Annotated in this window: 15 protein-coding genes; 5 read left to right on the forward strand and 10 right to left on the reverse strand. The window is 68.1% G+C overall.

The features are described from left to right. Positions 1 to 65: 65 nt before the first annotated feature. Both AOZ06_RS47260 and soxR read right to left on the reverse strand, forming a co-directional pair. Entirely contained in the window at positions 66 to 1,037 is a 972-nt protein-coding gene (locus tag AOZ06_RS47260) for a hypothetical protein (RefSeq protein WP_054295345.1), read from the reverse strand. An 18-nt stretch (positions 1,038 to 1,055) separates the two neighbouring features. Next, positions 1,056 to 1,520, reverse strand: a complete 465-nt coding sequence (gene soxR, locus AOZ06_RS47265) for a redox-sensitive transcriptional activator SoxR (protein ID WP_054295346.1) — start codon at positions 1,518 to 1,520, stop codon at positions 1,056 to 1,058. 96 nt (positions 1,521 to 1,616) lie between these two features. Between soxR and pcaC the strand changes: the two genes are divergently transcribed. Further along, positions 1,617 to 1,958: a 4-carboxymuconolactone decarboxylase gene (gene pcaC / locus AOZ06_RS47270; RefSeq protein WP_054297439.1), complete on the forward strand. Its 342-nt coding sequence runs from the start codon at positions 1,617 to 1,619 to the stop codon at positions 1,956 to 1,958. Here the strand turns inward: pcaC and AOZ06_RS47275 are convergent. After that, positions 1,937 to 2,479 (reverse strand): hypothetical protein, encoded by a 543-nt coding sequence (locus tag AOZ06_RS47275; protein WP_054295347.1) that lies wholly within the window; start codon positions 2,477 to 2,479, stop codon positions 1,937 to 1,939. The genes pcaC and AOZ06_RS47275 overlap by 22 nt on opposite strands. Before the next feature lie 146 nt (positions 2,480 to 2,625). Here AOZ06_RS47275 and AOZ06_RS47280 point away from each other — a divergent pair, with 146 nt between their 5' ends. Both AOZ06_RS47280 and AOZ06_RS47285 read left to right on the forward strand, forming a co-directional pair. Beyond that, positions 2,626 to 3,669, forward strand: a complete 1,044-nt coding sequence (locus AOZ06_RS47280; RefSeq protein WP_054295348.1) for a sensor histidine kinase — start codon at positions 2,626 to 2,628, stop codon at positions 3,667 to 3,669. Beyond that, a complete protein-coding gene (locus tag AOZ06_RS47285) occupies positions 3,666 to 4,298 on the forward strand; it encodes a response regulator (protein ID WP_054295349.1) in 633 nt (210 codons plus the stop codon). Before AOZ06_RS47280 ends, AOZ06_RS47285 begins: the two co-directional genes overlap by 4 nt. Before the next feature lie 260 nt (positions 4,299 to 4,558). Here AOZ06_RS47285 and AOZ06_RS47290 read toward each other — a convergent pair whose 3' ends face one another. From AOZ06_RS47290 to AOZ06_RS47315, 6 genes are all read right to left on the reverse strand, one after another. Beyond that, on the reverse strand, positions 4,559 to 6,262 hold the full coding sequence (locus tag AOZ06_RS47290; protein ID WP_054295350.1) for an ABC transporter ATP-binding protein: 1,704 nt from the start codon (positions 6,260 to 6,262) through the stop codon (positions 4,559 to 4,561). Next, positions 6,259 to 7,938 carry an ABC transporter substrate-binding protein gene (locus tag AOZ06_RS47295; protein WP_054295351.1) on the reverse strand — a complete coding sequence of 560 codons (1,680 nt, stop codon included), beginning with the start codon at positions 7,936 to 7,938 and terminating at the stop codon, positions 6,259 to 6,261. Before AOZ06_RS47295 ends, AOZ06_RS47290 begins: the two co-directional genes overlap by 4 nt. A gap of 10 nt (positions 7,939 to 7,948) precedes the next feature. After that, on the reverse strand, positions 7,949 to 8,944 hold the full coding sequence (locus AOZ06_RS47300; RefSeq protein WP_054295352.1) for an ABC transporter permease: 996 nt from the start codon (positions 8,942 to 8,944) through the stop codon (positions 7,949 to 7,951). Then, a complete protein-coding gene (locus tag AOZ06_RS47305; protein ID WP_054295353.1) occupies positions 8,944 to 9,882 on the reverse strand; it encodes an ABC transporter permease in 939 nt (312 codons plus the stop codon). The genes AOZ06_RS47300 and AOZ06_RS47305 overlap by 1 nt, the downstream gene beginning before the upstream one ends. Before the next feature lie 268 nt (positions 9,883 to 10,150). Continuing rightward, positions 10,151 to 10,798 carry a response regulator gene (locus tag AOZ06_RS47310; RefSeq protein ID WP_054295354.1) on the reverse strand — a complete coding sequence of 216 codons (648 nt, stop codon included), beginning with the start codon at positions 10,796 to 10,798 and terminating at the stop codon, positions 10,151 to 10,153. Next, positions 10,795 to 11,979, reverse strand: coding sequence for a sensor histidine kinase (locus AOZ06_RS47315; protein ID WP_054295355.1), 1,185 nt, complete (start codon positions 11,977 to 11,979; stop codon positions 10,795 to 10,797). Before AOZ06_RS47315 ends, AOZ06_RS47310 begins: the two co-directional genes overlap by 4 nt. A 107-nt stretch (positions 11,980 to 12,086) precedes the next feature. Between AOZ06_RS47315 and AOZ06_RS47320 the strand changes: the two genes are divergently transcribed. Beyond that, positions 12,087 to 12,626, forward strand: coding sequence for a hypothetical protein (locus tag AOZ06_RS47320; RefSeq protein ID WP_054295356.1), 540 nt, complete (start codon positions 12,087 to 12,089; stop codon positions 12,624 to 12,626). Here AOZ06_RS47320 and AOZ06_RS47325 read toward each other — a convergent pair. Continuing rightward, complete coding sequence (locus AOZ06_RS47325) at positions 12,598 to 15,300, reverse strand: ATP-binding protein (RefSeq protein ID WP_054295357.1); 2,703 nt, start codon at positions 15,298 to 15,300, stop codon at positions 12,598 to 12,600. The genes AOZ06_RS47320 and AOZ06_RS47325 overlap by 29 nt on opposite strands. A gap of 120 nt (positions 15,301 to 15,420) precedes the next feature. Here AOZ06_RS47325 and AOZ06_RS47330 point away from each other — a divergent pair, with 120 nt between their 5' ends. Next, a complete protein-coding gene (locus tag AOZ06_RS47330; RefSeq protein ID WP_054295358.1) occupies positions 15,421 to 16,929 on the forward strand; it encodes a S8 family peptidase in 1,509 nt (502 codons plus the stop codon). Positions 16,930 to 16,939 lie beyond the last annotated feature (10 nt).

The raw sequence follows: 16,939 nt of genomic DNA on the forward strand, positions 1-16,939 counted from the left end.
TCCTTCGTCAGGAGAATGACGATCCGGACAGCCCGGACTCGACAGGTCCGGGCCGTCCGGTGCCGTCACGCCTTGGCGATCGTCGGCAACCAGTCCACAACGGAGCCCTCGGCGTCCTCGCCGTACAGCGCCTCGTGCTCGAGGTCGTCGAACGCCGTCTCGTCGAACGCGGCGAAGGCGCGCTTGAGCGTGTCCTCGTCCAGCAGGCCGGACGAGGACAGCTCGGTCCGCGCACGGCCCTTGAGCACGTGCAACGCCAGCGCCTCGGCGGTGTTGGTCGGGGAACGCCACTCGTCCTCGGTCAGCCGCTCGCCCACGATCACCGTCGCGATCAGGAACCGCTTGGCGAACCAGGCCGAGTACTGGTCGGCGAACGCCGTCGGCAGCTCGTCGATCACCAGCAGCTCGTCGTGCTGGTCGGCGGTGGTGTCGTCCTCGTCGAGCGCGTTGACGTCGTCGAACAGCTCGTCGATCACCACGACGACGGCCTCGGCCAGCGCGCCTGCCACCAGCTGGGCCTGCTCGGCACTGACGCCGTCCTCGGTGCCGAACGAGTCCGTGCCCAGCGCGGTCACCAGCTCGGACGCGTTCGCCAGCAGGTCGCGGCGCTCGTCCAGCTCCTCACCGGACAGCTCGATCAGCTCGACGGCGTCGGTGTCGAGCTCGTCCTCGGCGTCGGCGGGCTCGTCCTCCAGCGCCGTTTCCAGGTCCTCGTCACTGACGGTGACCTCGCACGTGCCGACCGACCAGTTGGCCAGCAGCTCGGTGCGCTCGAGCAGCTCGGTCAGCACCGCACGGGCCGCCTCCTCGGCGAATGCCAGCGCGGGAGCCTCGACCAGCCACTTGATCGACGCGCCACCCGGGTGGGCGGACACCTCGTGATCGAGCGGTTCGATCTCGACACCGTCGGGTCCTTCGATGCCGGCCAGCAGGTCGAGCTGCTCGTCGAGCAGCGACACGACGCCGTGGCGGTGCAGTGCGTCCAGTTCCGAGGTGCCTGCCGGCGGGGCGACCTCGGCCTTGAGCTGGTATTCCATGGCCGCGAGTTTGCCACCTCAGCCGGCCTCGGCCGCACGCAGCCGCCCCGGCAGATACCGGGCTCCCGGACCGCGGTCGCCGAGCTCGTCCTCCGGGTTGGAGAACGCGCACGTCCGCATGGACAGGCACCCGCAGCCGATGCACGAGTCGAGCTGGTCACGCAGCGACTCCAACGCCACGATCTGCTCGTTGATCCGCTCGCGCCAGCCGCGCGAGAGCTTGGCCCAGTCCGCCTTGGTCGGCGTGCGGCCCTGCGGCAGCGTCGCCAGCGCGTCGGAGATCTCCTCCAGCGTCAGGCCGACGTTGCGGGCCGCTCGGATGAAGGCGAGGCGCCGCAACACGCTGCGTTCGTACCGGCGCTGGGCACCGGCTGTCCTTGTCGACGTGATCAGGCCGAGGCTGTCGTAGTAACGCAGCGCCGACGGCGCGAAACCACTGCGCCGTGCCACCTCGCCGACCCCCAGCAGGTCCCTGGTGTGCATATCCGCCCTTGACCTTCAAGCGTACTTTAAGTCTCAGAATGTCAGGCGCGTGGATTGGAACGCAAGGTGAACGACGAGGAACGGTACGAGCAGGGCATGCGGGTCCGGCGTGAAGTGCTGGGCGACGAGCACGTCGACCGGGCGATCGCGCGCACGGACGACGTGACACGTGATTTCCAGGACTACATCACCCGCAACGCCTGGGGTGACATCTGGAGCAGGCCGGGACTGGACCGCCGTTCACGCAGCCTGATCACCCTCGCACTGCTCGCCGCGCTCCAGCACGAGGGCGAACTGGCCATGCACGTCCGCGCGGCGCTGCGAAACGGTGTGACCGAACAGGAGATCACCGAGGTCCTGCTGCAAGTCGGCCTGTACGCGGGCGTCCCGACAGCCAACCGGGCACTGGCGGTCGCTCAGGAGGTCCTCGCCAACTGACGCTGGGGCGCCATGGACCAGGCCAGCCAGATCAGCGAGCCGCCGGCTATGACGTGAACCACGCTGGTCAACGGCGTGTCCGGCAACCGCGCGGCGACCGCGAGCAACGGGAACGCCACCATGTAGGCGACGACCGGGACCTTCGGGTGGACGCCACCGCGGAGCATCGCGACTCCGAAAAGGATGGCCCCGATCGCGAAAACCACGGCGCTGCCGAGGAAAGCGAACCTGGTCACGGCGGGGAGCACGGGATTCCCGAGGTGGAAGAGGACCAGGTTGAGGGTGAACGCGGCGCCGCCGAACAACCCGAGCCCGACCAGGTTCAGCGTGTACGCCACCTCGCCGAACGCGCCGGACACCGCACGCTGCCGCAGGTGCAGCCCAACCAGCAGCGGAAGGGCCAGCGCCGGGGAGAAGCCGACGACGAAGCTGGTCGCGGCGGTCTCCCCGGTGAAGGCCTCAACGGCACCCGGAGCGACGACGCACAGCCCGGCGGCCAGCCCGAACGATCTGGAAAGCATGAGAACTCCTTGACAGGTAAGGGATCGCACGCCAGAAGCTAGGCGTGGTGGCCGGGTGCGTGGAAGTGCCTGTGGTCATGGTGGGGGCACATGACCTTTGGCCGAACTTTGGCTGAGCCGTGTCCGGAGCGCCGTAGGCTCGGGGAATGAAGATGCCGTGGGTGTCCGGCGCGGTCTACGGGGTCGTGCTGCTGGCAGGGCTCTACTACGTCTTCGCTGGGCTCGGCGAGCCGCATCCGTTGCGCGTGTTCGGCTTCGTCGCGGCGATCGCGGTGTTGTTCGTGCTCGACGCGGTGGAACGTTCGCACGCGGTGTGGTTCCTGGTCGCCAGGCTGGTCCTGTTCTCGGTCGTCGTCGCTCTGGACGAGTCGAGCTTGTCGCGGGTGTTGTTCGTGCTGGTGCCGTTCGCCGCGTATCTCACGTTCGGCCGTACAGCAGGTCTTGTCCTCGGCGGGCTGTGCGTCTCGTTGCTGGTCGTGAGCTTCACGGTGTGGGTGCCCGGGTGGTATCGGGACGCGAATTACGTGTCCGACGTGCTGATGTTCAGCCTCGGGCTGATCTTGGCTGTCGCCATGGCCGACGTAGCGGTCCGTGAGCGCCGTGCGGCGGCGAAGATCGCCGAGCTGTCGGCGGCGGCCGAGCGCAGCAGGCTCGCACGTGACATCCACGACAGCCTGGGCCACCACTTGACCGCGATCTCCATCCAGTTGGAGAAGGCATCGGCGTTCACCTCGCGCGACCCCTCGGTGGCGGCTCGGGCGCTTGCGGACGCGCGGGAATCGGTGGCCCACGCGCTGGAGGACGTCCGGACATCCGTCAGCACCCTCCGTACCGGCCAGAACCTGACGGCCGCCCTGGCATCGCTCGACGTGGCGGTCGAGGTCGACGGCGACGAACCGGACCTGGACCGCGCGACCGTCACAGCTCTCTACCGCGCCGCACAGGAAGCGATCACCAACGCACGACGGCACGGCCAAGCCGAAACCGTGTCGGTGGTGGTGACCTTCGGCCTAGCAGACATTCGCTTGGTCGTGAGCGACAACGGCCGCGGCTTCCGACTCGGGGAGAGCCACAACGGCTTCGGGCTGCTGGGCCTGAAGGAGCGCGCGGCACTGGTCGGCGGGTCGGTCACAGTGGACAGCGCGCCCGGCTCAGGAACCCGCGTCGCGGTGACGGTCCCGCGATCATGACGGTCCGGGTGCTGGTCGTCGACGACCAAAGGCTTGTGCGTGAAGGCATCGCGTCCCTGTTGGGCATCCAGCCGGGGATCTCCGTGGTGGGGATGGCCGCCGATGGCAAGCAAGCGATAGATCAGGTGATCGCGCTGAGTCCTGACGTGGTCCTGATGGACGTCCGGATGCCTGAGATGGACGGCGTCGACGCCGTGGCCGTGCTCAGGAGGCGTGCACCCGATTGCAAGGTTGTCATGCTGACGACGTTCGATGATGAGGAATACGTTGTGCAGGCTTTGCGGGCCGGTGCGGCGGGATATCTGCTGAAGGACTTGCCTGCGGCCGAACTGGCTGAGGCTGTCCGGTTGGCGCACGCTGGTGTCACGCAACTCGATCACGCTGCTGCTCAGCATATTGCGGCTGCTTTGAGTTCGCATGTGGTGGCTGGTCGTGTGGATTTGCTGACTGCGCGGGAGACTGATGTCCTGCGACTTGTTGCTTCCGGGGCTACGAATCGGGAGATCGCTTCGCGTCTTTTTCTCAGTGAGGGGACCGTGAAGAATCACGTTTCTCGGATTCTTGGCCGGTTGGGGCTTCGGGATCGGACTCAGGCTGCTATCTATGCTCGGGATCTCGGTCTTTTTTGATCTTTGCACGGAACAAGCTTGTCCCCTCGCCGGGGGTGACCGCTGGGCAGGAGGCTCTTTGCTCTGGTTCCTCGGTGGGTTCCTGGTGGCGTGGGCGCTCTTCTGCGCTTGCGCGCTCGCCGCTGTGGCTTGGCCTGCGCTGGCCACTCGGGGTGGTTTGCGTGCTCGTCCCCCAGAGTTGGTTCTACACTCGCCACTTGGGTCGGCCTGCGCGTGCCGCTCGGGTTGGTACCTGCGATGCGCGCTCGCGCTTGGGTTGGTTACGCGAGCTGGCGCCAGGCTTCTCTGCGCCGGTGTTGTTCTTCTGGGTCTGCTACTGGGGCTGCGGCGAGCAGGCGTTGGGTGTACGGGTGGATTGGTTCCGCCAGTACGCTGTTCGTCGGGCCTTGTTCCACTACGTGGCCTCGGTGCATCACTGCTACTCGGGCGGCGAGTTGTTCTATCACTGCCAGGTCGTGGCTGATGAACAGGCAGGCGAAGCCGTGTTCCGCTTGGAGTTCACGGAAAAGCGCCAGCACCTTCGCCTGTACCGACACGTCCAGTGCTGATGTCGGTTCGTCTGCTATCAACAGGTCCGGGTTCAATGCCAGCGCACGCGCGATGCACACCCTCTGCCGTTGTCCGCCCGAGAGTTCGTGGGGGTAGCGGGTTCGCAGGGTCGCTGACAGCTGCACTGATTCCAGTAGCGATGCGACTCTCTTGTCCACATCGGTGCCGGTGAGGGCTTTGTGCAGGTTGATCGGCTCTGCCACGCTTTCGCCCACCGGCGTGCGGGGGTTCAGGGATGACAGTGGGTCCTGGAACACCACGCCGATCTGGCGGCGCAGCGCCTTCGCGGCGCGACCGCGCACGCGGGCGATGTCGACGCCGTTGATCCGTACGCTTCCGCTGGTCGTCCTGATCAGGCCGGTGACTGCTCCTGCCACCGTGCTCTTCCCCGACCCTGACTCTCCTACCAGGCCTAGTACTTCGCCGGGTTCGATGTGCAGGCTTACCCTGTCCGCCGCGCGGACTGAGATCGCGCGGAATCGGCCGCCGTAGACCACCGACAGGTCGTCCACGCTCAACACCGGCTTCTCGGCTGGCACGTCCGGCACCGATGATTCTGCCGGGTGTTCTGCCGCTGCCAGGTGGTTCGGGCGGGTCACTACTTCCGCGACCAGCGCTCGTTCGACACCTTTCGTTGCCCGGGATCCCAGTGAGATCACTGAACCGAGCAGTTCCTGTGTGTACTTTTCCTTCGGCGCCGCGAAGATCTCCGTCACTGTGCCCTGCTCGACCACTTTGCCGTCGTACATCACCACCACGCGGTCTGCCAGGTCCGCGACCACGCCCATGTCGTGGGTGATCAGCAGGATCGCGGTCCGCAGGCGGCTTCGCAGATCCCTCAGCAGTTCCAGGATCTCCGCTTGGACTGTCACGTCCAGTGCCGTCGTCGGTTCGTCGGCGATCAGCAGCTTCGGTTCGTTGGCCACCGCCATCGCGATCACGATCCGCTGCAGCTGACCACCGGACAGCTCGTGCGGGTACGAACGGAACCGCTGATCCGGCTCCGGCAGGCCGACCAGGTCGAGCAGTTCGATCGCGCGCCTGCGCGCGTCCGCCGAGGACAGCTCCTGGTGCGCCCTGATCGCCTCGACGAGCTGGTCACCGATGGTGAACACCGGGTTCAGCGCGCTCATCGGCTCCTGGAACACCATGCCGACGTCACCGCCGCGGACCTCACGCAGGTCCGCGGGCGGCAGGTCGTACAGGTTCCGGCCGTCGAACAGCGCACGGCCGGAGACCTTCGCGGTCGACGGCAGCAGTCCGAGCAGGGACATGGCCGTCACTGTCTTGCCCGAGCCCGACTCCCCGACCACGGCGAGGACTTCCCCCGCCGCGACCGAGTAGCTGACCGAGCGAACCGCTTGGACGGAGCCGAAGCTGACTTCGACCCCGTCCAGTTCAAGCAGATCTGTCACTGAATGATCCCGAACTGCCGGTAGTCCGCGTACGCCGGGAAGCGCCCGATCTGGACGTTGCCGACCTTCGAGCCGTGCAGGTAGGAGTTGCGGGTGTAGATCAACGGCACGACCGGCGAGTCGGCCAGGATCTTCTTGTCCAGCTCAGCCCACTTCTTCGCGGCTTCCTTCTGGTCCACAGTGGCCTGTGCTTCGGTGATCAGCCTGTCCACGTCGGCGTTGTTGTACCGCGCCGTGTTGTAGCCACCGCCGCCGATCTCCGTCGACTGGAACAGCGGCTGGATGTTGGCGTTGGCCGACGGGATGTCCGGCTGCCACGACACGAGCGCCAGGTCGTAGTCCGGGTTCGGCTTGTTCTGCACCTCGGCGGTGAAGGTTTCCTCGTCCATCGGCTTGATGGTCGCCTTGATGCCCGACGCGGCCAGGCTCGACTGCACCGACTCGGCCAGCTTCGGCCAGTTGTTCTCCGCGCGGGTCACCAGGACCAGGCCTTCCAGGCCGTTGGGGTTGCCGGCCGCGGCCAGCAGTTCCTTGGCCTTGGCGGGGTCGCCTTCCGGCTTGCTCGGGTACAGGTCGAACTGCTCGCGACCGGCGATGCCCGGCGTGACCAGCGTGGTGGCGGCGTCACAGGCCAGCTGGGCGTTGCCCGCGCTGGCGACCTGGTAGGCAGCCTTGTTCACCGCGTACTGGAAAGCCTTGCGCACGTTGACGTCCGTGAGCTTGCCGCGCAGCGTGTTCAGCGCGAGGTACGCCAGCGCGCCGGACTCCGACGTCACCAGGCGGGACTTGGCCGACTGGTTGGACTGGATCTGCGCGAGCTGCGCCGGTGAGGCGAACGAGATGCCGAACGCGTTCTTGTCCTCGCCCGTGTCGTCGATCAGCCGCTTGGAGATCACGTTGGTCTGCTGGCTGAACTGCCAGATCACCTTGTCCGGGTTCGCCGGGCGGGTCTCGTCGGTCTTGCCGTCCCAGTGCGGGTTGCGGCTGAACTCCGCCGTCTTGCCGCGTTCGAACTTGTCGATCTGGTACGGGCCCGACGCGATCGGGTGCTCGCCGTAGTTGGCTTCCGCGCCCTTGCCCTTGGGCACCGGGGCGAACGCGGGCGTGCTGGCCACCCAGTTCCAGTCACCGTACGGGCGGGCCAGCTTGAAGATGATCGTCTTGTCGTCCGGCGTCTCGATCGTGCTGAGCTCCTGGCCGCCTTCGAACGGGCCCTTGTACGTCAGGCCGGGCGACAGCAAGTCCTTGTGGTACGCCAGACCGCCGGCGAACGCCGGTGCGTACGAGCGCTCAAGCCCCCACTTGATGTCCGCCGACTTGATCGTGCTGCCGTCGCTGTACTTCTGGTTGTCCTTCAGGGTGAAGGTCCACGTCTTGCCGCCGTCGCTCGGCTTGCCGGTGTCGGTGGCCAGGTCCGGCACGATCGTCGTGTCCTGCCCCGGCGCGACCTTCCAGGAGGTCAGGCGCCGGTGCACGAACTGCAGGCCGGTCACCACCAGGCTGGAGCTGCGTGCCGGGTCGTACTGCTGGGTCGGCGAGTCGGACAGCAGGTACAGCGTGCCGCCCTTCTTCACGTCGCCGCCCGCCTGCCCACCGGCCGGCTTGTCGTTGGCGCCGCAGGCGGCCAGCAACACTGCCACCGCTGCTATCCCGGCGAGCGAATGCCTGCGTTTCATGGGTTCCCCTTCATGTCAGCCGTGCCCGTGGGTCGAGCACGCCGTAAAACAGGTCCACGAGGAAGTTGACGAGTGTGACCGCCAACGCCGCGAACAGCGTGACGCCGAGCAGGATCGGCAGGTTCAGACTGCGGATCGAGTCGACGAGCAGCATGCCGACGCCCGGCATGCTGAAGATCCGTTCGGTGATCACGGTTCCGGCGAGCAGCAGGCCGAGGTCCACACCGAACACCGTCACCACCGGCAGCAGGACGTTGCGCAACGCGTGCCTGCCGACGACTTTCCGTTCGGTCAGGCCCTTCGCGCGTGCCGTGCGGATGAAGTCCTCACCGAGGGTTTCCAGCATCTGGCCCCTGGTCAGGCGTGCGTAGATCGCCGCGTGCAGGAACGCGAGCACGAGCCACGGCGTCACCAGGTGCCACGCCCACTGCGCGACGTCCTCGCCGATCGGCACGTACCCGTTCTTCGGCACGACGTCGAGGCCGAACGCGAAGATCGTGATCCCGAGCATGCCCGCGAGGTACGCGGGCATCGACACCCCGGCCATGGCCACCGCCATGGTGATCCGGTCGAGCGGTGTGCCGCGCTTGAGCGCCGACACGACACCGAGCCCGACACCGGTGATCAGCCAGATGATCGCGGCACCGATGGCGACCGAGACGCTCACCTCGACGCGGCTGAGGATCTCGTCGAGCACGTCGGCGTTGTTCTGGAAGTCGTAGCCGAAGCACGGCGCCGAGCACACGATCGCGGCCTGGCCCGTGCCGAACGTCCGCCCGCCGAAGATGCCGCCGATGAAGTCGAAGTACTGCTGGTACCACGGCACGTTGTAGCCCATGAACTCACGCGCGAGCTCGAGCGCCTGCGGTGAGCACGGCCGGCCGCACGCCAGCTGGGCCGGTTCCGAAGGCAGGACGTAGAAGACCACGAACGTGATGAACGAGACGATCAGCAGCACCAGGACCATGCCCGCGAACCGGCCTGCCACGAATTTGACGGCGCGCATCAGCCACGGCCCTTCGACTTCGGATCGAGCTCGTCCCGGATGCTGTCACCGACCACGTTGAACGCGAGCGTGATCAGGAACAGCATCAACCCGGGGAAGATCAGGTACATCGGGTCGGTCTCGAAGAAGTCGATCGCGTCCGAGATCGTCCGGCCCCAGCTCGGGGTGGGCGGCAGGACACCGGCGCCGAGGAACGACAGCGCGGCCTCGTTGCCGATCATCGACGGGATCGTCAGGCTGGACACGATGATGATCGGCGCCCACAGGTTGGGCAGCAGCTGCTTGACGAACACGTGCCACGTGCCGCCGCCCATCACCTTGGACGCGGACACGAAGTTGCGTTTGCCGAGGCTGAGCACCTGGGCGCGGACGATCCTGGCGACCCTCGGCCAGCCGAACAGGCCGAGCACGACGATCAGCAGCAGCTGGCGCGGGAACTCGATCGGCGCGACGGCGCCGAGGGCGATCATGAAGATCAGCGACGGGAAGCCGAGGATCACGTCGGACGACCACGACACGACCCGGTCCCACCAGCCGCCGATGTACCCCGCGCTGGCGCCGATCAGGACACCGAGGACGGTCGCGAGCAGCGTCGCACCGAGACCGACCAACAGCGACACACGCGCGCCGTACGCGACGACCGCGAAGAGGTCGATGCCGTTCAAGGGCTGGACACCGAACCAGTGGTCACCACTGACACCACCGAGTGACCTGGCAGGTAACCCGTCCGGGCCGAGCGCGGTCAGGTCGGGATCGAGGTCCTGGCCCTCGATGGCGACCCAGAGATCAGCGCCGGCAGCGAGCATGACGATGGCCACAGCCATGAGCGCGCAGGTCAGCGTCCACGCGTCGCGGCGGACGGCGCGCAGCAGAGCGACCGGGAGCGAACGCGCGGCACCCGGCGAAACGTCGCCGCCAAGCGGTAAGGGGTCGGACACGGCACCTTCCGTCGTCGGCTGTTCGGGTGACCAGCACGGACCTTAAGCGGGGTCCGTGCCTGGTCACGGATCATCTCACCATGTGGTCGGCAAGTAACACCCGTCGAACCGCCGTCGCGATCACTTCGGCACCTATTGGACGAATTCGTCACGCTGCGTCAAACTCAGTCCCACGCTGTGGCATGGCATCGCGCGCCTGTCCCGGCGCCCGTGACTTCACCCCGCCCGCGGGCAGGACCGGCTGCCGCGGCGGATGGGCCGGGACCCGTCATTCCGGTACGAGCCCGGCGTCCTGGGCGAGGATCGCGGCCTGCACGCGTGACCTCAGGTCCAGCTTGGTCAGCACGCGGGACACGTGCGTCTTCACGGTCGTCTCACCGATGTAGAGCTTGCGGCCGATCTGCTGGTTGGACAGGCCCTCGCCGAGGCAGATCAGCACCTCGCGCTCCCGCTCAGTCAACTGGTCGAGGCCCGGGGCGTCCTTCACCGGTTTCGGGGCGGTCGCCGCGAACGCCGTCAGCAGCCTGCGGGTCACCTTCGGCTCGATCACGCCGTCGCCCGCCGCCACCAGGCGGATCGACTCGATCAGCCGCGCCGCCTCCACCGACTTCAGCAGGAAACCCGCCGCGCCCGCCCGCAACGCCCCGTGCACGTACTCGTCCAGGTCGAACGTGGTCAGCACGAGCACGTCGCAGACGCCGTCGCGGACCAGTTCACGGGTCGCCTCGATCCCGTCCACCCCCGGCATCCGCACGTCCATCAGCACCACGTCCGGCTTGAGCGCCCGCGCCATCCGGACCGCCGCCGCGCCGTCACCCGCTTCGCCGACCACCTCGATCCCGTCGGCTCCACCCAGGATCAGGACCAAACCCGCGCGGATCGCCGCGTGGTCGTCCGCGACCAGTACCCGAATCAACTCGCCGCTCCTCCTACGGGCAACGCCGCTCGGACGCGCCAGCCACCGGACCACGGGCCCGCTTCGAAATCCCCGCCGACCGCGTAGGCGCGCTCACGCATGCTCACCAGCCCGGTTCCCGTCCCGTCCCCCGCACCCGGGGTCCCGCTCAGATCGTTGACGACCTCGATGATCAGCCGACCCCCCGCCACGCGCACGTCGACGGTGGCGCCGCCGCCACCGGAGTGCTTCAGCGCGTTCGTCAGCGCCTCCTGGATGATCCGGTACGCGGCCAGGTCCACCGCCACCGGCAGTTCGTCGCCCACGGCCCGGTGCACGTCGAGAACGAGGCCGCCCGCTCGCGCCGAGTCCACCAGTCTGTCCAGTTCGGCCAGCCGGGCCGGTGCCGTCCTCGGGTCGTCGTCGCCGCCGTCGGCGCGCAGCACCTCGATCATCGCGCGCATCTCGGCCAGCGACTGGATGCTGTTCTCCCGCACCGACTTCAGCACTGTCCGGACCACCTGCGGGTCGCGGTCGGCCATCGACAGCAGCGCCTCGGACTGGATCGCGATCGCCGAGAGGTGCCCGGCCACCACGTCGTGCAGGTCACGGGCCATCTGACCGCGTTCGGCCACGACCGCCGTGCGCCTGTCCAGCTCCGCGATCCGCCGCAGCTGCCGTGAGCTCTCCCGCTCGGCCTGCAGGAGCTCGTCGTGCTGGCGGATGTTGAACGACCACCAGACCGGGATGATCAGCAGGCTGAAGACGCCCTGCAACGCGAAGAAACCCTTGCGCCAATCCCCGGCGAGAACGCCGACCACGATCGCGATCGTCACCACGACGGTGACCGCGATCGCCAGGATCATCCGGCTGGCCCGCCGGGTCGTGCTCAGCGTCGCGTTGAACAGCAGGTCGACGAAGACCATGATCACCGGGAGGGTCAGGTTGTAGGCGAGGTCGGCCAGCAGGATCCCCGCCGCGACCGCCAGCATCGCCAGCGGAGCCTTCCGGCGGAACATCTGCGCGACGCACAGCACACCCGACTGGCTGACCAACAGCCACAACGGGAGCTGGTTCTCCGGCGAGATCGCGTACAGGTTCGAGGCGTAGAGCACGAGCGCGACCCCGAAGAAGCCCAGCGCGACGAACGCGTCCCACCACGGACGCGACCGGTAACGCCGGGTCAGCTCGGTCAGGATCACCCCACAATCTCAGCACAGTTTCCCGCGAACCATGTCGTACGAAGGGATGACCGGCCGCCGTACTGTCGCGTGACGCGTTCGCCGCGCCGCTCACGCAGGCTTACAGCATGTTCATGTTGATCGTGGCCTGCGAGGCCGGGTTCTGGGTGGTGCTCGGCGCCGCACTGGTGGCCAGGTACGTCTTGCGCTGGCAGCGAACCAGCACCGCGCTGCTGATCGGCGTGCCGCTTGTGGACGTGGTGCTGCTCGCGGCGACCGTCGCCGACCTCGCCGACGGTGGGTCGGCCGACAACGTCCACGGTCTGGCCGCCATCTACCTCGGCGTCAGTGTCGCGTTCGGACCCAACATGATCCGCTGGGCCGACCAGCGGTTCGCACACAAGTTCGCAGGCGGCCCGCCGCCGTGGCGCAAACCGAAGTCCGGGCCTGCCCGGGTGCGCTACGAGTGGCGCGCGTGGGGCAAGTTCATGATCGCCTACGGCATCGCGTGCGGCGTCATGGCGTTCCTGATCTTCGTCGTCAGCACGCCGGAGCACACCGCCGCGCTGTGGCAGGGCGCCATCCCGTTCATGTCCGTCATCGCCGGGATCTGGCTGATCACGACCATCTCGGACACCATCACGAAAGCAGGTCCTGCCGAGAGCTGACGCCCAGCTTGCGCAGGATGTTCGCGACGTGCTGCTCGACGGTGCGGCGGGAGAGGAACAGGGCGGAGGCGATCTGGCGGTTGGTCTGCCCGGCCGCCAGCAGCCGGGCGACGTCATGCTCCCGGGGGGAGAGCTCGTTGCCGTAACCGCGGCGGCCCCTGCGGGAGGGGATGGGGCCGCCGCTGGTCCTGATGATGTGACGGCACCGCGCCGCGTCGGTGGTCGCACCGAGCGCCTCGTACTGGACCGCCAGGTCGTTGAGGTCCTCGGGGGTGTGCGCGAGCCGTTCGGCCAGCTGCGCGACGCGGTACGGCTGACCGAGGTTCTCGTACAGCCGCCGCGGGATCTCGTAGCTCTCGTAGCCGAGGTGGGCGCGGCAGACCGCGAGCGCCGCCCTGGCCAGCGGGGCGTCCACAGAGACCAGACCGGTTTCGAAGTCGCGGGTCAGCTCGTGGGCGTCCGCTGTCCGGCCGACCCTGAGGTACGCGTCGACCGCCTGCGCGGCGAACTCACCGCCCCAGGACCAGACTCCCTTGCGGCGCAGCACTTCCGCGCCGGTGTCGGCTTCGCGGGCGGCGGCTTCCGGGTCGTCGCGGGCCAGCAGCAACGTCACCATCCCGCCGAACGCGGCGATCACCGCCGGCGCGATCCCCTTCTCCGGCGCGTCGAGACCCGTGCTCTGGAAGCATTCCACCGCACAGCCCCAGTCGCCCTGTGCCGTGGCCAGCCAGCCGCGGACCAGGGACAGCTCCGTCGCCACCGGGTGCAGGTGTTCGTACACCTCGGTCAGCTGACGGGCTCGTTCGTCCAACCCGGACCACTCACCCGCCAGCCAGTCCAGCCGGATCCGCGTCGCCTCCGCGGTCCCGACCACATAGGGCGCACCTGACCTGGTCGCCAGGTCTAGGCCGGTACGCAGGTACTTCGCCGCGAGGCGGTAGTGACCGACCCACGAGTACGAGTCGGCCACGTTGTTGTACAGCCGGGCCAGCTGCCGTGTGCATTCCGGGTCGTCGGCGTGCGGCGGGTCCACCGAGCCGATCTCGCCCTCCATGTGGATCCGGGCACCGAGGACGTTGGCCAGCAACGCGATCCGGACCGACGGCACCGCGACGTCGGGCAGGCCCTGCTCGACCTTCCGCAGCCACACCATGTGTTCGGCCAGCGGCGCGGTACTCAGATACGGCATCGCGAGCACGGCCATCCCGCGCAGCACCCGTTCCGACCGGTGCGCCAGCGCGGGTAACGCCATCTCGATCTCCGACCGGCCGCGGTCGATCTCGTCACAGCCCCTGACCAGGATCAGTCCCAAGCCGAGCTGCACCTCGCCGCGGACCTCGTCGGACAGCCGCTGATCGGCGAGCAGCCGTTCGAACTGGGCGGTCACCTCGTGCTGGTGCAACCCGGTCAACGCGTCCTGGCACAGCTTCGTGGCCAGCCGGTCGACGTCAGCGGGCGGCACCTCGGGTTCCGAAACCAGCGCACAGCGCAGTTCGAGCGCGGTGGACGCGTCACCGGCGTCCATGGCGGCATCCGCGGCCTGCTCGCCGTAGCGCAGCCACTCCTGGATCAGGCCCGCGCGCCTGCAGTGCTCGGCAACCTGCACGAGCGGGATCGGGTCGAGTCGCGACAGCACACGAGACGAGCGCAGGTGCAGCTCCTGGCGGCGTGGACCAGGCAGCGACTCGTAGACGGTCCGGCGCGCGAGGGCATGCCGGTAGCCGTACTTGTTCTCGACCGGTTCGATCAGCACACCCGCTTCGAGCAGCTTCATCGTCGCCTGCTGGGTACGGGCTTGCGTCTCGACGGCGATCGCGCTCAACCCGTCGATCCCGGCGGGCACACCGAGCACGGCGGCGGCCTCGGCGATGCCGCGCGCGATCGTCGGCAGGCCGTCCAGCCGTTCGATCATCGCTTCCCGCAGCGACGCCGGGACCTCGACGGTGTCGAGCAGGCGGGCGTCCGGGTTGCGCAGTGCGTGCATCGTCTCTTCGACCACGAACGGTATCCCGGCCGTGCGTTTGTGCAGGGTCGTGGCGAACTCCGGGGTGACCGGCCTGCGCAGGATGGCCTCGGCGAGGTCACGCACGCCGTTGGTGTCCAACGGCCGCAACACCACGTGCGTGCTGTGCTGTGGACGGAACGCCCTGCCCAATGTGGTCCCGCCGGGCAGGTCCTCCCGCCGGTAGGTCAGCACCAGCGACAACTCCGGCGGCTGGTTGGTCAGCACGAACCGCAGCAGCTGCCTGGTTCCCTCGTCGGCCCAGTGGATGTCCTCGATGACCAGGGTGAGCCTGCCCATGGCGGAGATCAGGTCGCGGATCGCGCGAAACAGCCGGTGCCGTTCGGCAGCCGGGTCGCCCAGCGGCTCGGGCGTCGGCGGCAGCCGGTCGGCCAGTTCGGGCAGGTACGGCCGCAGCGCCCCGGTGATCGCGCCGAGCCGTCCGGTCAGCCTGTCCGCGCAGGCACCGAGGCATTCGAAGATCACGCCGTACGGGAACGGGTCGCGCAACGGCTGGCAGTGGCCCACCACGCTGCCCGGCAGTTCAGCGACCAGGCGTGTCTTGCCCACGCCCTCCTCACCTTCGACGAACACCACCGAGGGCGCGTTCGCGACGGCCGCGGTGAGCAGGGCAAGTTCCTCGCCGCGTCCCACCAACACTGGTGAGGTCATTTCCGCAGCGTAGGGAACACGCACTACTGAACGGAACCGTCTTTCGGGGCGATCATGCCCAAAAGATTACGTACCCCTACGGATCAATGCCTCGGTTGTTCCACGCGCACACGCCGCCGGATGGTGCTCGGACATCCCTGCAACCGAAACGGAGCACTCATGCGAGGGGCAATACTCGCTGTGGGGCTGGCCGCGCTCGTCAGCGGCCTGCCAGCCACAGCGGCACCCGCCGCCGAGAGCAGCTACATCGTCATGCTGAAGCCCGGTGCTTCAGTAAGCTCCCTGACCAGCAGCTACGCCGCCGACCGCGAGTACACCGCGCTGGGTGGCTTCGCGGCACGGCTGACCGCGGCCCAGGCACGCACGCTGGCCGCCGACCCGCGTGTCGCGTCCGTCGCCCCCGACGGCATCGCCCGGATCTCCGACACCCAGAACAACGCGACCTGGGGCCTCGACCGGATCGACCAGAAGAACCTGCCGCTCGACACCAAGTACACGTACGCCAACAAGGGCGACGGAGCCACGGTGTACGTGGTGGACACCGGTGTCCACTTCGCCCACCCCGAGTTCGGCGGACGGGCCAAGAGCGGGTACGACTTCATCGACAACGACGCCGACGCCTCCGACTGCCAGGGCCACGGCACGCACGTGGCCGGGACGGTCGGCAGCGCGACCTACGGCGTGGCCAAGAACGTCAACATCGTCTCGGTGCGCGTGCTCAACTGCTCCGGCCAGGGCGAGTGGTCGCAGGTCATCGGCGGCATCGACTGGGTGGCCAAGAACGGCAAGAAGCCCGGCGTGCTGAACATGAGCCTCGGCGGCCCTGGACAGTCCTCAGTGGACGAGGCGGTCAAGCGCGCGGTGCAGGCCGGGTTCGTCAACGCGGTCGCAGCCGGTAACGACAACGGCGCGAACGCGTGCAACACCTCGCCCGCCCGTACGCCCGAGGCGATCACGGTGGGCTCGACCGACAACAGCGACAACCGCTCGTCGTTCTCGAACATCGGCACCTGCCTGGACATCTTCGGCCCGGGTTCGAACATCACCTCGACGCGCAACGGCGGCGGCACGGCCCAGATGTCCGGCACGTCGATGGCGACGCCGCACGTCGCCGGTGTGTCCGCTCTCGTGCTGACGGCGAACCCGAGCTACACGCCCGCCCAGGTCCGTGACGCGCTCGTGAACAACGCGGCCAACGGTGTGCTGAAGAACGTGGGCTCCGGCTCGCCGAACAAGCTGCTGAACACGCAGTTCATCGGCACCGGCGGCCCGCCGCCCGGCTGCGGCGCGAAGACCAACGACACCGACGTGTCCATTCCGGACGCCGGGGACGCGGTCACCAGCACCATCGAGAACGCCGGTTGCGACGGGCGCGCGTCGGCGAGCCTGCCGGTGAAGGTCGACATCGACCACACGTACACCGCTGACCTCGCCGTCGACCTGATCGGGCCGAGCGGCGCGGTGTACCCGCTGCACACCCCGCGCGGGATCGGTGAGGCAGGCGGGATCCACGCCACGTTCACCGTGAACGCCGCCGGCGAGAACGCCAACGGCCGCTGGCAGTTGCGGGTGCGTGACATCTACACGTTCGACAGCGGTGCCCTGACCGGCTGGTCCATCACCTTCTAGGAGCATGGCA

The organism is Kibdelosporangium phytohabitans, assembly GCF_001302585.1.
GTDB classification, from domain to species: domain Bacteria; phylum Actinomycetota; class Actinomycetes; order Mycobacteriales; family Pseudonocardiaceae; genus Kibdelosporangium; species Kibdelosporangium phytohabitans.

What these genes read in the sequence shown, in the direction of transcription:
- AOZ06_RS47260 (WP_054295345.1), bottom strand. Translation starts at nt 1,037, where the DNA reads ATGGAATACCAGCTCAAGGCCGAGGTCGCCCCGCCGGCAGGCACCTCG.
- soxR (WP_054295346.1), bottom strand. Translation starts at nt 1,520, where the DNA reads ATGCACACCAGGGACCTGCTGGGGGTCGGCGAGGTGGCACGGCGCAGT.
- pcaC (WP_054297439.1), top strand. Translation starts at nt 1,617, where the DNA reads ATGCGGGTCCGGCGTGAAGTGCTGGGCGACGAGCACGTCGACCGGGCG.
- AOZ06_RS47275 (WP_054295347.1), bottom strand. Translation starts at nt 2,479, where the DNA reads ATGCTTTCCAGATCGTTCGGGCTGGCCGCCGGGCTGTGCGTCGTCGCT.
- AOZ06_RS47280 (WP_054295348.1), top strand. Translation starts at nt 2,626, where the DNA reads ATGAAGATGCCGTGGGTGTCCGGCGCGGTCTACGGGGTCGTGCTGCTG.
- AOZ06_RS47285 (WP_054295349.1), top strand. Translation starts at nt 3,666, where the DNA reads ATGACGGTCCGGGTGCTGGTCGTCGACGACCAAAGGCTTGTGCGTGAA.
- AOZ06_RS47295 (WP_054295351.1), bottom strand. Translation starts at nt 7,938, where the DNA reads ATGAAACGCAGGCATTCGCTCGCCGGGATAGCAGCGGTGGCAGTGTTG.
- AOZ06_RS47300 (WP_054295352.1), bottom strand. Translation starts at nt 8,944, where the DNA reads ATGCGCGCCGTCAAATTCGTGGCAGGCCGGTTCGCGGGCATGGTCCTG.
- AOZ06_RS47320 (WP_054295356.1), top strand. Translation starts at nt 12,087, where the DNA reads ATGTTCATGTTGATCGTGGCCTGCGAGGCCGGGTTCTGGGTGGTGCTC.
- AOZ06_RS47325 (WP_054295357.1), bottom strand. Translation starts at nt 15,300, where the DNA reads ATGACCTCACCAGTGTTGGTGGGACGCGGCGAGGAACTTGCCCTGCTC.
- AOZ06_RS47330 (WP_054295358.1), top strand. Translation starts at nt 15,421, where the DNA reads ATGGTGCTCGGACATCCCTGCAACCGAAACGGAGCACTCATGCGAGGG.